General features: G+C 63.5%; 13 protein-coding genes. 12 read left to right on the top strand and 1 reads right to left on the bottom strand.

All coding sequences use genetic code 11. The features are described 5' to 3' along the window. Positions 1-116 precede the first annotated feature (116 nt). Positions 117-1,349, bottom strand: coding sequence for an NYN domain-containing protein (locus tag NE584_RS13035; RefSeq protein WP_256182996.1), 1,233 nt, complete (start codon positions 1,347-1,349; stop codon positions 117-119). Here NE584_RS13035 and NE584_RS13030 point away from each other — a divergent pair. The 12 genes from NE584_RS13030 (at position 1,281) to NE584_RS12975 (ending at position 14,300) form a co-directional block, all read left to right on the top strand. Next, positions 1,281-1,703 (top strand): MurR/RpiR family transcriptional regulator, encoded by a 423-nt coding sequence (locus NE584_RS13030; protein WP_256182995.1) that lies wholly within the window; start codon positions 1,281-1,283, stop codon positions 1,701-1,703. The two genes, NE584_RS13035 and NE584_RS13030, sit on opposite strands and share 69 nt — an antisense overlap. 130 nt (positions 1,704-1,833) lie before the next feature. Next, positions 1,834-3,135 (top strand): Na+/H+ antiporter NhaC family protein, encoded by a 1,302-nt coding sequence (locus NE584_RS13025; protein WP_256182994.1) that lies wholly within the window; start codon positions 1,834-1,836, stop codon positions 3,133-3,135. 30 nt (positions 3,136-3,165) lie between these two features. Beyond that, positions 3,166-3,990: a carbon-nitrogen family hydrolase gene (locus tag NE584_RS13020; RefSeq protein ID WP_050622975.1), complete on the top strand. Its 825-nt coding sequence runs from the start codon at positions 3,166-3,168 to the stop codon at positions 3,988-3,990. 51 nt (positions 3,991-4,041) lie between these two features. Further along, positions 4,042-5,181 carry a M20 family metallopeptidase gene (locus NE584_RS13015; protein WP_050622976.1) on the top strand — a complete coding sequence of 380 codons (1,140 nt, stop codon included), beginning with the start codon at positions 4,042-4,044 and terminating at the stop codon, positions 5,179-5,181. Between the two features lie 360 nt (positions 5,182-5,541). Continuing rightward, positions 5,542-6,876, top strand: a complete 1,335-nt coding sequence (locus NE584_RS13010; RefSeq protein WP_256182993.1) for a cation:proton antiporter — start codon at positions 5,542-5,544, stop codon at positions 6,874-6,876. A gap of 161 nt (positions 6,877-7,037) precedes the next feature. After that, positions 7,038-8,789 carry an FtsW/RodA/SpoVE family cell cycle protein gene (locus NE584_RS13005; protein WP_256182992.1) on the top strand — a complete coding sequence of 584 codons (1,752 nt, stop codon included), beginning with the start codon at positions 7,038-7,040 and terminating at the stop codon, positions 8,787-8,789. Continuing rightward, the gene (locus NE584_RS13000; RefSeq protein WP_108980051.1) at positions 8,786-10,150 is read left to right on the top strand and encodes a penicillin-binding transpeptidase domain-containing protein; all 1,365 of its coding nucleotides are present in this window, start codon (positions 8,786-8,788) and stop codon (positions 10,148-10,150) included. The genes NE584_RS13005 and NE584_RS13000 overlap by 4 nt, the downstream gene beginning before the upstream one ends. A gap of 129 nt (positions 10,151-10,279) precedes the next feature. After that, the gene (locus tag NE584_RS12995; protein ID WP_050622978.1) at positions 10,280-11,212 is read left to right on the top strand and encodes a sugar-binding transcriptional regulator; all 933 of its coding nucleotides are present in this window, start codon (positions 10,280-10,282) and stop codon (positions 11,210-11,212) included. Positions 11,213-11,428: 216 nt separating this feature from the next. Then, entirely contained in the window at positions 11,429-12,037 is a 609-nt protein-coding gene (locus NE584_RS12990; RefSeq protein ID WP_256182990.1) for a DAK2 domain-containing protein, read from the top strand. A 39-nt stretch (positions 12,038-12,076) separates the two neighbouring features. Then, entirely contained in the window at positions 12,077-13,075 is a 999-nt protein-coding gene (locus NE584_RS12985; RefSeq protein ID WP_050622980.1) for a dihydroxyacetone kinase subunit DhaK, read from the top strand. A gap of 3 nt (positions 13,076-13,078) precedes the next feature. Next, on the top strand, positions 13,079-13,960 hold the full coding sequence (lsrF, locus tag NE584_RS12980; protein ID WP_108980053.1) for a 3-hydroxy-5-phosphonooxypentane-2,4-dione thiolase: 882 nt from the start codon (positions 13,079-13,081) through the stop codon (positions 13,958-13,960). 16 nt (positions 13,961-13,976) lie between these two features. Beyond that, positions 13,977-14,300, top strand: coding sequence for a hypothetical protein (locus NE584_RS12975; RefSeq protein ID WP_256182989.1), 324 nt, complete (start codon positions 13,977-13,979; stop codon positions 14,298-14,300). Positions 14,301-14,401: the final 101 nt, after the last annotated feature.

The raw sequence follows: 14,401 nt of genomic DNA, 5'->3' as shown, positions 1-14,401 counted from the left end.
CCGGGATACAGCTCCCGGGCGGTCTCAAATATCATATACACCGGTCCAGCCCCGGTTGTGCCTCCCCCTGCTCCGGGGACGCCCGGCCGGTCCCGCCTTCTGCTTTGGCGGGGCGGTCACCTCTTCCTGCCGCTCCCGGGCCCGCTCCGCTCCTTCGCCGCGGCCCGCTCCAGCGCCTCCTTCACCGGCCGGGAACGCTCCCCCCGGTTGTGCCGGGCCAGGATGGCGGAGATCTCCCCCTCCGCCTCCTCCACCTCCCGGCGGAAGGAGGCAGCTGGAAGGCGCAGGGCCCCGTGGCCCAGGATGATGAGCTGCTCCGCCCCGTCGGAGGTGACCACCCGCACCCGGTGCTCCCGGGCGATCTCATAGGTGGTCTTCTCGATATAGGCGTCCGCTGTCTCTGCCTCCTTGGTGTACACCACGTAGATCCCGTTCCGCCGCTCCACCGAGCCCGGGTTCCCCTTTACCTTGTAGGCGTCAAAGACCAGGATGACCACGCACCTGCGGAAGCCCTGATAGTTGGAGAGGATATCCTCCAGGGCCCCCCGGGCGGCGGCCACATCCTGGCGGGCCAGCCGCTCCAGCTCCTCCCATGCAAAGATCACATTGTATCCATCCACCAGAAGGTACTCCGGCCCCTGCTTCTGTGTCCGGATGCTGTACTTCTCCCCATCCAGGCTGGTGCGGGCGGGCTTCTTCTGGGGCTGGAAGGCCCTCTGCTCCACCTTGCCGTAGGTGCGCTCGAAGATGGCCATCAGCTCCTTATCCTGCTCCAGTGAGCCCGCCGGCCCCCGCTCCGCCGGACGGACAGGCGTCTCTGGAGGAGGCGCCTCCTCCTCGCCCAGGCGCAGGCCGCTGTCCACATGCATGTGGGCGCGCACCTGGTCCCACTTCACTGTAACGCCGGCGCCGTGGGAACAGAACACCGAGTCCGCAGGGTTGTCCGTGTCCCGCTCCGGGTCATAGCCCAGGGCGGATACCACGCCCGCCTGATCTCCGCAGGGTCGGTAGCCCCCAGGGGTGCAGAACAGCCGGCCCTGGCCCCTGGTATAGGCGGCCACCTGAGTCCCGTAGTCCCGCAGCCCCTCCACCGGGGCCCCGCCGGTGAGCACTGCCTCCTCCCCCTGGCTCTCTGGGGCCGCCGCCTCGCCCCCCATCCGCTGGATGTCGGACAGGGCCCGCCCCAGGCAGGAGGCGGGCAGCTCCAGCCGGAAGTCGTACCAAGGCTCCAGCAGGATGCTCTCCGCCTGCATCAGGCCCGGACCATCTATATCGCCGGGATGCGTTCCTCCTATGCCACGGCCTACTATCTGGCCTTCATGCTCCAGCAGATGTGTGACAACGTCCATCTGCTCACCACCTCCACCAGCGACCTGCCCACTGCGCTCAGTGATGTCCATCCGGAGGACTGCCTGCTGGTCATCTCCTATGCCCGGTACACCAGCTCCTCCTATGACATCGTATCCCACTTCCACCGGGCGGGCTGCAAGATCGTCGCTTTGACCGACTCGCTCACCTCCCCCATCGCGCTGAAAGCCACCGAGGTGCTGATCGCCCCCAACGGCGGGAACTTCTCCCCCGTGGGAGCCATCACCCTGTGCAACTGCTTTATCACCTCCCTGGGCCGTCTGAACGCCCAGCAGACCCTGGAGCGGATGGAGCTGCAGGACAAAATTGCCCTGGAGCACCACATCTACCTCTGACCATCTGATTCCGCTCCTTTTTCTTCCGGTATTTTTGCGCCCTCCGGCAGAAGCCGGCCTCCGGAAGGTGCAGGAATATAATATGCCTGTCCCAACGGAAACCGCGAATGAAAAAAAGGAGATGGAAACTATGATCTTTGGGCTGCATCCCCTCTTCGGCTTCCTGCCCTTGCTGCTCTACATCGTTTTGATGATGATGGGCAAGGACATGAACGTCTCTGTCCTTCTGTGCGTGATTCTGGGCGCGATCCTCACCGGAGAATCCATTACCGGCTTCGCCGACACGCTCTACGCCTCCCTGGGCTCCTTCTGTGCCCTCATCGGCTTCATCATCGTCCTGGGCTCTGGTCTGGCGGAAGTCCTGTCCCAGACAAAAGTGGCACATAACCTGGTGTACATGGTGGTCAACCGCTTCAAGCTGAAAAGCAAGAAGATGGCCATTCTGATCTCCATGATCACCTCCACCCTGCTGGTCTCCCTGCTGGGCACCCTGGCCGGCTCCAACGCCATCATCGCCCCTATCCTGATCCCCATTGTGGCCAGCGTGGGGCTCACCCCCTCCACCCTGGGCGTCATTCTCCACGGTGCCGGGGCCACCGGCCTGTATGTAGGCCCCTTCGTCCCCCCGGTGGTCACCATCACCGGCCTGACCGGGCTCTCTTACGGACAGTACCTCATCACCGCCGGCATCCCTCTGGCCGTCATCGTCTGGGGCTCCACCTTCTTCATGGCCTGCCGCACCCAGCGGAAGACCGAGGCGCTGGAGGCCTATGAGGAGTCGGGGGACGACGCTTCCGCCTTTGTCCCGGATGCCCGCTGCAAGCGCGCCACCCTGGCCTTCCTGCTGGTGATGGCCGTTATGCTGGGCTACGGCCTGGTGGTGGGCGCCGGCGCCAGCTACGCCATCCTGGTCATGATGACGGCCTCTATCGTGGTAGGCCTGGTGGGCGGCCTGTCCTTCCAGTCCTCCCTCACGGCTATGATCCAGGGCGGCTCCAAAATGTTCTGGATGTTCTTCATGTTCGTCCTGTTCGAGCCCTTCCTCAACTATGTCAGCGCCTCCGGCGCCTTCGATGCGGTCTGCCAGCTCATGCAGCCCCTGATCGATGTGGGCGGCGAGGTCGCCTTCCTCATGCTCAGCGCCGCAGTGGGCATCTTTGGCATCTCCGGCACCGGCGTGGCTCAGGCGCAGATCATCCACGAGCTGTTCCTCCCCATGGTACAGTCCCTCAATATCGCCATGCCTATCTGGGGCATGGTGGTCCTGGTGGGCTGCCAGGTCACCTTCTTCGTCACCCCCACCGTTGATATGGTGGGACAGATGGGCCTGGCCCGCTCCAAGAACATCAAGGCCATGCTGGCCAACGGCTGGGTCATCACTGTCATCACCTTCGCCTATGTCCTCATCCGCGCCATTTTGTACACCATGTGAACGGCATTTGATCAGATTGGAGATGTTTGTATGACGAACTTTGCACTGCTTCAGACCAACATCGCGTTCTGCGATCCCGAGGCCAATTTCAAGCGGGTCCGGGAGCTGTTTGCCCAGGCTATGGCCAAGGACCCCCGTCCCGACGTGGTCGTCCTGCCTGAGGACTGGTCCGCCGGTTTCTCTGATGAGATGTTCCACCACATGGAGGACTTCGTGGAGCCGGAAAACGGTCCCTCTGTCACGGTGCTGCGGGAGCTGGCCCGGCAGTACCAGGTCTGGGTGGTGGGCGGCTCCATCGCCACCCTCCACGCCGACGGCAAGATGCGCAACACCACCTTCCTCATCGACCGGCGGGGGGAGATCGTGGGTGATTACAGCAAAATGCATCTGTACAGCGACATGGACGAGCATGTCCCCTTCGCCAACGGTGACAAGACCGAGGTCTATGACACCGAGCTGGGCCGCCTGGGCATGATGATCTGTTATGACATCCGCTTCTGCGAACTGGCCCGCACCTACGCCCTGAAAAAGGCGGATGTGCTGGTGGTCACCTCCGACTTTCCCAATCCCAGGGTGAACCACTGGCGCACCCTTCTGACCGCCCGCGCCATCGAGAACCAGATGTTTGTGGTGGCCTGCAACCGGGTGGGCCCCAGCCCTATGGGGACCTACTGCGGCCACTCCATCATCATCGACCCCTGGGGCGACATCATCGCGGAGGGCGGCGGTGAGGAGGAGATCATCACCGGCTCCATCGACTACACCAAGACCCGGGAGGTCCGGGACCTGATCCATATGTTCCGGGACCGGCAGCCCACTCTCTACGGGGACACGCTGCTCCGCCCCGTGGACTGAGCCTCCCAAAAGGGGCCTGCCCCAGCATCTTTTTCAGGAAGAAGGTTGTGTATGAAAGCTGATCCTTCCCGCTATCTGGAGTTCCGCCGGGATATCCACCGGCATCCGGAGCTGAGCAACCAGGAGGTGGAGACCACCCGCCGCATCCGGGAATTTCTGGCCCGGGACGGACTGGAGCTGTGCCCCATCGGCGCGCTGAACGGCGGCTTTGTCCGCATCAACGCAGGAAAAGCCAGGACCCTGTGCATGCGGGCGGATATCGACGCCCTGCCGCTGACCGAGCATACCGGCGCTCCGTTCTCCTCCGTCCACGAGGGAGTCATGCACGCCTGCGGCCACGATATGCACACCGCCATCGCCGCTGGGATCGCCTGTGAGCTGAACCGGGTGAAGGATCGGCTGAACTGCAACATTCTGGTCCTGTTTCAGCCCGCCGAGGAGGCAAACCCGGTGGGCGGCGCCCGCCCTGTCACTGAGGCCGGTTTTCTCACCGACCAGCACATCGACGAGATGTACGGTCTGCATATGTGGCCCTCTCTGCCGGTGGGGGACATCGAGCTGCGGCCCGGCCCCATTATGGCGGCCTCCGACCGCTTCCGCATCGAGGTGCTGGGCACTGCCGCCCATGCGGCGGAGCCCCACCTGGGGGTGGACGCCATTGTCATCGGCTCCGAGATCGACTGTGCCCTGGTCCAGAAGCTCCGGCGGGAGGTCAATCCCTTCGAGCCCGTCTCCGTCTCTATCGGCTCCTTCCAGACCTTTGGGCGCTACAATGTGGTCTGTGACCGGGCCGTCCTGGACGGAACGGTCCGGACCACCAGTGAGGAGAGCCGAAACTACCTCCACCGCCGCATTCGGGAGATCCCCCAGCAGATCGCCTCCCTGTACGGCGGGCAGGCCAAGGTGGACATCCAGGCTGGATACGGCGTCCTCCGCAACTCACCGGAGCTGTTCCAGCGCTTTTCCACCCATGCGGCCCGGCTCTTGGGACAGGAACACGTCCACACGGACATCCACCCCAGCCTGATCGGAGAGGATTTCTACTACTTCAGCCATCAGGTCCCCTCTCTGTATTTCCACATTGGCTGCCAGGCCGAGCACCCTTTGCACAACGACGCTTTTCTTCCCCGGGAGGAGGTGCTGGGCGTGGCCATTGATCTGATGACCGACTACTTCCTCGCCCAGGCCTGATCTTTTTCTGAAAATCTGTCTTATGCCGCGCCCGGAAGTGACCCCGGGCGCGGCATTTCTAGTGCGATCTCCTCTCTCATTTATTTATTTGCTTCTTTCCCTTCCATTTTCTCACTTTTGACGTTCATAACAAAATTGTTGTTCAGTTTCTGTTAAAATCGTACACCTTCTCGGTGCAAATCACTGGACTTTCTTTTTTGTTTGTGGTAGTATCCATACGCTGACGGAGACGGTTGCTCTTTCTTTGATCCCAGCGGCCGGACGTCTGGGGGCATTGATGTCTTCTCTTAATTCCCCATAGGGCGTCCGCCGCAGCCGCCACAGTTACGCATCATTTCGTCTGCAAGAAGGTAATCTGCCATGGAATCATATCATTTTATTTTTGATGTGGCCCTGATCCTGCTGGTCACAAAGTGCTTTGCCATGCTTACCAAACGGGTGGATATGCCCCAGGTGGTAGGCTCTCTGCTTGCCGGCCTGCTGCTGGGGCCCAGCATCCTCAACCTGGTCCAGCCCAGTGACTTCCTCGCTATGCTCTCCGAGCTGGGCGTGGTGGTGCTCATGTTCGGCGCCGGACTCCAGACCGACATCCAGGAGCTGAAAAAATCCGGCAAAGCCGCCTTTTTCATCGCCCTGATCGGCGTGCTGGTCCCCCTGGCGGGCGGCTATGTCCTGGCCGAGGTCTTCAACCACGGGGGTTCCTTCCTGGAGAACATGTTCGTGGGCACCGTATTCACCGCCACCTCCGTCTCCATCAGTGTAGAGACCCTGAAGGAGATGGGCAAGCTGTCCACCCGTTCCGGCAACGCCATCTTGGGTGCCGCCCTGATCGATGATATTCTGGGGCTGATCCTGCTGACCCTGATCACCAGTGCCTCTGACAGCAGCATCAGCCTTGGCATCGTGATGATCAAGATCGTGGCTTTCTTTGTTGTCACCGGCGTAGCTGGCTACTTCCTCCACGGGCTGATCCAGCGGTGGATGAACTCTGCCTCCTGGAACCGGAAGCGCTTCGCCGTCATCTCCCTGGCTTTCTGCTTCTTCTATGCCTATGTGGCGGAGGAGGTCTTCGGTGTGGCGGATATCATCGGCGCCTTCTTCGCCGGCCTGATGATCGCCAACACCACCCGGGCTGTCTATGTTAACTCCCAGTGTGAGACCCTCTCCTACATGCTCCTCTCCCCCGTCTTTTTTGCCAGCGTGGGCCTGAAAGTCACCCTCTCCTCCATGGATGGGACCGTCATCCTGCTCACCGTCATCGCCATCGCGCTGGCCATCGTCACCAAGGTCATCGGCTGCGGCCTGGGGGCCAAGCTGTTCGGCTACACCAACGCCGAGTCCCTGCGCATCGGTGTTGGCATGGTATCCCGGGGCGAGGTAGCCCTGATCGTTACCAACAAGGGGATCGCCACCGGAATGATGAACCCCATCTTCCTGGCCCCCATGGTCATCATGGTGGCTGCCACCACCATCGTCACCCCCATCATGCTCCGCGCCGTCTACCCAAAGAAGAAGGCCGAAGAGGATTACAGCGACCTGGTACAGAGCGACTTGGTGGACAACTACGAGGAGGTCAGCGACTTCGATTTGGCCGCCCAGACCATGCTGGACATGCACAACCAGCTCCAGGGCAAGGGCCGGGACGGCCGCTCCAAGGGCAGTGGGAAGCCTCCCCGCACCCCTGAGCAGGACTGACTGTATCTCATTTTCAACAGCGGGCCTCCGGAATCGTTCCGGAGGCCCGCTGTTTCTCCTTTAACTCCCGCTTGCTTTCTCCAGTCCCTGTGATACAATATCACCGATCTCTTGTCTTGCAGTCCCCTGCCGGTCTGCCGTCCCCGAAAGGAGGGGTCCCCTTGTCTGAATCAATCTCCGCCTTCCAGGCCTTTCCCCAACTCCTGGGCACCTGGCTGACAGAGCACGCCCAAGCCGTCTGGTGGTACACCGCCCTGGTCCGCTTTCTCTTCCCCATCCTCGCCCTGCTGGTGCTGGTGCGGGCCATCCGCGGCCTGCTGCGGGTCCCCCACACCCCGGAGCAGTGGGGACAGCTCAGCCTGCCCGGCGGCGGCTCCCTCCCCATCGACCACTGGGAAAATATCCTGGGCCGCTCCTCCTCCGCAGATATCCGCCTCAATTTTTCCACCGTCTCCCGCCAGCACGCCGCCCTTCTCCGGGACGAGTCCGGTTCCTGGTGGGTCACGGACCTGGGCTCTAAGGGCGGCACCCAGGTCAACGGCGTCCAGGTCTCCCAGCGCACCCCCATCCGGGTGGGGGACACCCTCACCGTGGGGGGCGTGGACCTGCTCTTCCTCCCCCTGTCCCGGGAGGAGGGGGAACAGCTCTCCCGCCGGCGGCAGGAGGAGGCCCCTCTGCCCATGTGGCCCTCCCTGCTGTGGCTGACTTTGTTCCAGCTGCTGGCTGCCCTCCAGCTGGCCGTCAGTGCGGGGGCGTCGGTCTCCCCCAGCCTGTTTCTCCTCTTCCCCGGCCTCCCCACCGTCATGTGGACCTACTATCTGGCTTTGCGCCGCTGCGGCGCCCGGGGGTTCGAGATGGAGACCATCGCCTTCTTTCTCTCCACCCTCTCCCTGGCCGTCACCGCCTCCTCCGCCCCCGGCTCTGTGCTGAAGCAGTTCATCGCCATCCTGCTGGGGCTGACCGCCCTTGTGGTGCTGGGGGTGTGGCTGCGGGACACCAGCCGCACCCAGCGGCTGCGCTGGCTGATGGCTGCGGCTGCCATCGCCCTGCTGTCCGTCACCTTGGTGCTGGGACAGACCCGCTTTGGGGCGGCCAACTGGATCATCCTGGGCCCCCTCTCCTTTCAGCCCTCTGAGGTGGCCAAGATCTTCTACATCTTTGCCGGCTCCGCCACTCTGGAGCGGCTGTTCCACAGGCGCAACCTGGGGCTGTTCATGGTGCTCACCGGGGTATGTCTGCTCTGTCTGGCGCTGATGAGCGACTTCGGCACCGCCCTCATCTTCTTCGCCACCTTCCTGGTGATCGCCTACCTCCGCTCCGGCGACTTCGCCACCCTGTCCCTGATCTGCGGCGGGGCCCTGTTTGCCGGCCTGCTGGTCCTCAACTTCAAGCCCTACATCTTCCGCCGCTTCGCCTCCTGGGGCCACGCCTGGGAGTTCGCCTCCACCACCGGCTATCAGCAGACCCGGGCCATGTCGGCCGCTGCCTCCGGCGGCCTGGTGGGGGTGGGGGCCGGAGAGGGCTGGCTGCACACCGTGCCGGCGGCGGACACCGACCTTGTATTCGGCATGCTGTGCGAGGAGTGGGGCCTGCTCATCGCCCTGCTGGCGGTGGTCTCTATCGTCACCCTGGCCCTCTTTGCCGCCCGGGCCTGCCGGGTGGGCCGCTCCGCTTTCTATACCATCGCCGCCTGCGCCGCGGGCTCACTCATGGTGGTGCAGACCGCCCTGAACATCTTCGGGGCCATGGACCTGCTCCCCCTCACCGGCGTCACCCTCCCCTTTGTCTCCAACGGCGGCTCCGCCATGCTGGCCTCCTGGGGCCTGCTGGCCTTCCTGAAGGCCTCTGACACCCGGGAAAAGTCCAGCTTTGCCATCCGTTCTCCCGCCGGAAAGGAGGTACCTGTCCCGTGAAAAAGATCGAACGCCGGGCCGTGCTCTGCCTGGTGCTGGCCGGCCTGCTGCTGGCCGGCCTGGCCCTCTTCCTCTTCCGCTTCTTCTCCGACGGGGGGCACTGGGCCTCCTCCCCCTTCAACCGCCACCTGTACAACAGCGCCGGACAGCTCATCAGCGGCACCCTGCTGGACCGGGACGGTGAAGTGCTCTCTGCCGTGGACCAGTCGGGCAGCCGCACCTATCCCGATGGGGAGACCCGCCGCAAGTCCATCCTTCACGTGGTAGGCGACCCCTACGGCAGCATCGGCACCGGGGCCCTCACCGCTTTTGCCGACCGCCTCACCGGCTTTGACCTGCTCAACGGCGCCTTCGGGGCCCAGCGGGGCAATCAGGTATACCTCACCATCGATGCGGACCTGAATGAGACCGCCTACCGGGCCCTCAACGGCCGGAAGGGCACAGTGGCCGTCTACAACTACCAGACGGGGGAGATCCTGTGCCTGGTGTCCTCCCCCTCCTTCGATCCCCGGAACATCCCCTCCGGCTTGGAGACCGATCCCAGCTATGATGGTGTCTATCTCAACCGCTTTCTCTCCTCCACCTTCCCGCCCGGCTCCATCTTCAAGACGGTGACCCTGGCGGCAGCGCTGGAGGAGCTGCCCGACCTGGAGGAGCGCACATGGGTCTGTGAGGGCTCGGCCCAGATCGGGGACGGGACGGTCACCTGCACCGCTGCCCACGGGGAGCAGGACATCCGAGAGGCCCTGGCCAACTCCTGCAATGTGGTGTTCGGCCAGCTGGCGGTGGAGCTGGGCGGCTCCACCCTGGAGCGCTATGCCGGGAAGGCGGGCCTGACCAGCCGCTACTCTGTCAACGGCATCCCCACTGCCGCCGGCAGCTTTTCCCTCACCGGAATTTCGGACAACGACCTGGCCTGGGCAGGCGTGGGCCAGTACCACGACGCGGTGAACCCCTGCTCCATGCTGGTCTACATGGGGGCCATCGCCAATGGTGGAAGGGCCGCCGTCCCCTGCCTGCTCCTCCAGGTGGACACGCCGGGCCTGCCCGATCTGCCCCAGTTCACCCGCCGCACCGGCCGCCTCATTGCCCGGGACACCGCCGAGACCCTGGCCGACATGATGGCCTACAACGTCACCGCCGCCTACGGGACCAGCCGCTTTCCCAATATGGACCTGTGCGCCAAGTCGGGGACAGCGGAGGTGGGGGGCGGCCAGGCCCCCCACGCCTGGTTCACCGGCTTCCTCCGGGATGAGGACCACCCCTACGCCTTTCTCGTGCTGGTGGAGAACGGCGGGAGCGGCTCCTCCGCGGCCGGAGATGTGGCCTCCCGGGTGCTCAACGCTCTGGTGTCCCCCTGATCTCCCCCGTCCGGCAGAGGCCCTTCCCTGCCGGGCGGATTTTCTTCCCCCTTCCCGTTGCATTTGTTATGCCGATATGGTACAGTTGACTTATGTAACAGCCGCGGTGTAGAAAGGCAGGTGAGCGGCTTGGCGCCCAGCAAGGAAAAGCTCCTCCGTCTGGCCCATGTGGCCCGGCGCTACTATCTGGAGGACTGGAAGCAGATCGACATTGCCCGGGAACTGGGGGTGTCCCGTCCCCTGGTGAGCCGGATGCTGGGGGAGGCCCGGGAGCTGGGCGTGGTGCAGATCACCGTCTACGAACCGGGGGAAGAGAGCGCTGTCCTGCTGGACCGGCTGCGGCTGTCCACCTCCCTCCAGGGGGGCGTGCTGGTGGAGGACGGCCGGGACGACGACGCCACCAATCAGCTGCTCTCCCAGGGGGCCGTGGACCTGCTGCGGCAGATCGGCGCCCGCCGCCTGGGGGTAGGCTGGGGCCACCTGATCGGCCAGCTGGTGACCTGGCTGGAGGAAAATCCCCAGCCCAGCAGCACCGTCACTGATATCTTCCCCCTGGTGGGAAATGCCAGCATCCCTGCCCGCAACTACCAGTCCAACGAAAACGTCCGCCTCATGGCCCAGCAGCTGGGCGCCGCCCCCCACTTTCTCTATCTCCCCGCCCTGCCGGAGAGCCTGGAGGAGAAGCAGCTGCTGTGCTCCACCGAGGTCTACCGCCAGATCCAGGACCAGTGGGTTCAGATGGACACCGCCCTGGTCAACATCGGAAACTACCCCTCCAGCCCCGACTTTGCCTCCCTGGTCCGGTACGGCAGCCTGCTCCAGCAGCAGCACACCTGTGGACGGCTGCTGGTCTACTACTTCAACGAGGCAGGCACGGTGATCCAGTCGGATCAGGACTTCGCCATCCAGATCCCTCTGGAGCTGCTGAAGCAGTGCCCTCATATCGTGGGCGTCTGCTCCGCCAACACCAGTGAGAAAGCCCTGCGGGGCGCCCTGCGGTCCGGGATCTTCACCCACATCGCAGCCCGGGCGGAGCTGGTCAAGTCCCTGCTGGGCCAATAAGTAACATATGTAACTCCCTGCGGAGGATCGTCCCTCCACAGGGAGTTCTATTTTTGTCTGTTTTGCATAAATTTCAATATATCATTACGTAAATGACAGAGAAAAAAAGATCTATCTATTGATTTTTGTTACCTTTTATAGTAGTATCTACGCACAGAAGTAACACAGCCCAGCAGGAGCTTTCCTAAGTTTTGTCCAGGAGGGAGGTGACACCATATGACCAAGCAGGAATTTGCATTCCGGCTTCAGAACGCCTGTGCGGCAGTGACCGCCGCAGAGCAGGAGCTGACGGAGATCGACTCCCGGTTCGGCGACGCCGACCACGGCCTGACCATGAGCAAGATCGCCAAAGCCATCTCCGCCGCAGCAGGGGAGTCAGAGGGCGGCATCCAAGCCATGCTGGACGATGCGGCCATGGCTGTCATGGTCCTGAACGGCGGCAGTGCCGTCCCCCTGTGGAACACCTGGCTGGATGGTCTCCAGGAGGAGGCCCCCGAGGGGAATGAGATCGATACGGCGGGCATCCAGGCCATCTTCGCCAAAGCGCTGAAGGCCCTCAGCGACATGTCCGGCGCCAAGGTGGGGGACAAGACCATGATGGACGCCCTGATCCCCGCCAGTCAGGCCATCGCTGCCTACTCCGGCAGCGATGAGGCCGGGCTGTTCGACGCCGCCGCCCAGGCCGCGCTCCAGGGGGCCGAGGCCAGCAAGCAGTTCGTCTCCAAGTTCGGCCGTGCCAAGAGCTACGGCGAGCAGACCATCGGGACCCCGGATGCCGGGGCCGCCTCCATGGCCTATTTCTTCCAGGGGCTGGCACGGCCCTGAGCGCATCTCCATTGATTTTGAACGGGAGGTACTCCATATATGAAAATGAAGAAGTTTATCAACTCCCCCGAGACCATCACCGACGAGGAGCTGGTGGGTCTTGGCCTGGCCTACCCCGACATTCTGGAGGTGGACGGCCATCTAGTCATCAGCAAGGACCTGGCCGACGCAGACCGGGTGACCATCGTCACCTACGGCGGCTCCGGCCACGAGCCCGCCCAGGCGGGTTTTGTGGGCAAGGGAATGCTGGACGTGCAGGCGGTGGGCGATATCTTCGCCGCCCCCAACGGCAAGCTGGTCTTTGACGCCATGAAGCTGGCCGACAAGGGCCACGGCGTTCTGCTGCTCACTCTGAACTACGCCGGCGACCAGCTGGCGGGCAAGCAGGCCATCAAGCTGGCCCAGAAGGCTGGGCTGAACTTCCGCCAGGTGGTCACCGGCGAGGAGATCCAGTACGACCCCAGCGGGGAGGACAACAAGCGGGGCCTGGCCGGTGCGGTGGCCCTGTATCACATTGCGGCCGCCGCCGCCCGGGAGGGCAAGAGCCTGGACGAGGTGGCCGAGATCGCCCAGCGGTACGCCGACAGCATGGCCTCTGTCACCGTCAAGTCCACCGACGCCACCCACCCCCAGAACGGCATGTCTTTCGGCGACCTGGGTGAGACCGACCTGATGGAGATCGGTGCCGGCCAGCACGGCGAGGGCGGCGGCGTCCGGGTGCCCATGATGTCCTCCAAGGATACCGTGGCCACTGTGGCCGAGGCCCTGTCCAAGAAGCTGGAGCTGAAGGCGGGCGACAAGGCCTTCGTGATGATCAACGGCTGCGGCGCCACCACCATGATGGAGATGCTGGTGCTGTTCAAGGACACCGTGGAGTTCCTGAAAGCCAAGGGCGTGGAAGTGGTGGCCAGCATGGTGGGAGAGATCCTCACCGTACAGGAGGCCGCCGGCTTCCAGATGAACATCGCCAAGTGGGACGACGAGTTCATCCGCCTGTGGAACACCCCCTGCCACACCCCTGCGTACAGCAAGGAGTAAGACATGGCTGACAACATCGGAAACAAGGCCGCCCACGACTATCACCTGGACATCGCCCCGGTCCAGGAGGGCTTCTATGTGAAGGGGGCCGCCCACTGCGACTGGGGCATGAAAAACCGTCTGTCCCGCCTCTTTGATCCCAAGTCGGGCAACACGGTGATGCTGGCCTTTGACCACGGCTACATCATGGGCCCCACTGCCGGGCTGGAGCGCATCGACGTGGTAATCCCTCCCCTGATCCCCTATGTGAACGTGCTCATGGGCACCAAGGGCATCCTCCGCTCCTGCATTTCCCCCGCCGCCCCGGTGGCCAAGTGCGTCCGGGTGACCTATGACACCACCGTCCTCTTCGATGAGATGTCCAATGGCGGCGGCATCGCCTGCGACATCGAGAACGCGGTCCGGATGAACGCGGACTGTATGGCCGTCCAGACCTTCATCGGCGCCCCCGGCGAGTCCCGCTCCCTGGAGCTGCTGTGCCGCACCGCCGATGCCGGCGCCCGGTACGGTATCCCCACTCTGGGTGTAGTGGCGGTGGGCAAACAGATGGAGCGCACCGAAAAGTTCTTCCAGCTGGCCACCCGTGTGCTGGCGGAGAACGGGGCCAACGTGGTCAAGAGCTATTACTGCGACGGCTTCGAGCGGGTGGCCGCCGCCTGCCCGGTGCCCATCGTCATCGCCGGCGGCAAGAAGCTGCCTGAGCTGGAGGCCCTGGAGATGGCCTACCGGGCCATCGCGGAGGGGGCCCGCGGGGTGGACATGGGCCGGAACATCTTCCAGTCCGACTGCCCCGCCGGCATGGCCCAGGCCATCGGCAAGGTGGTCCACGGGGGCTACACCGCCCAGCAGGCCTTTGAGGTCTACCAGGAAATCAAAAACGCTTGATCAGGAGGGAACTTTCATGTCCGCTGAGTATATGCACATCGGTATCCCCATCACCAACAAGAAGCCCGGCATGACCTACAACGAGGGGGCCAAGTTCTGGGTGAGCAACGTGGACGACTACGACTACAAGATCGAGTATCTGAAATTTGAGGAGGGCACCCCCTTCCCCGAGGTGCTCCACCGCTGCCCCCACATGGCCTACAAGGTGGACAGCCTGGAGAAGTACATTGCCGACGCGGACAGCGTCATCTGCGGCCCCATGCAGGCCAACGACCAAGGCGACCAGCTGGCCTTCGTGTGGAAGGACGGGGCCATCCTGGAGCTGTATCAGCCCAAGTAGAACCATACTCTCACCCACACGCCAAGAGCGGGGCGCTCCTTCGGGAAGCTTCTCCACGAACTCGCTGGGTTCTCTCTCAAATCTAGCCATTGTCGTTTCCT

It is taken from the genome of Clostridium sp. DFI.5.61 (genome assembly GCF_024462915.1).
Taxonomy (GTDB): domain Bacteria; phylum Bacillota; class Clostridia; order Oscillospirales; family Oscillospiraceae; genus Lawsonibacter; species Lawsonibacter asaccharolyticus.
This window is presented reverse-complemented; position numbering and strand designations above follow the sequence as displayed.

Bases quoted from the DNA above. Each gene is read 5' to 3' on its own strand.
- NE584_RS13010 (WP_256182993.1), top strand. From the start codon at position 5,542: ATGGAATCATATCATTTTATTTTTGATGTGGCCCTGATCCTGCTGGTC.
- NE584_RS13035 (WP_256182996.1), bottom strand. From the start codon at position 1,349: ATGGACGTTGTCACACATCTGCTGGAGCATGAAGGCCAGATAGTAGGC.
- NE584_RS13015 (WP_050622976.1), top strand. From the start codon at position 4,042: ATGAAAGCTGATCCTTCCCGCTATCTGGAGTTCCGCCGGGATATCCAC.
- NE584_RS12985 (WP_050622980.1), top strand. From the start codon at position 12,077: ATGAAAATGAAGAAGTTTATCAACTCCCCCGAGACCATCACCGACGAG.
- NE584_RS12975 (WP_256182989.1), top strand. From the start codon at position 13,977: ATGTCCGCTGAGTATATGCACATCGGTATCCCCATCACCAACAAGAAG.
- NE584_RS13030 (WP_256182995.1), top strand. From the start codon at position 1,281: ATGCGTTCCTCCTATGCCACGGCCTACTATCTGGCCTTCATGCTCCAG.
- NE584_RS13020 (WP_050622975.1), top strand. From the start codon at position 3,166: ATGACGAACTTTGCACTGCTTCAGACCAACATCGCGTTCTGCGATCCC.
- lsrF (WP_108980053.1), top strand. From the start codon at position 13,079: ATGGCTGACAACATCGGAAACAAGGCCGCCCACGACTATCACCTGGAC.
- NE584_RS13025 (WP_256182994.1), top strand. From the start codon at position 1,834: ATGATCTTTGGGCTGCATCCCCTCTTCGGCTTCCTGCCCTTGCTGCTC.
- NE584_RS12990 (WP_256182990.1), top strand. From the start codon at position 11,429: ATGACCAAGCAGGAATTTGCATTCCGGCTTCAGAACGCCTGTGCGGCA.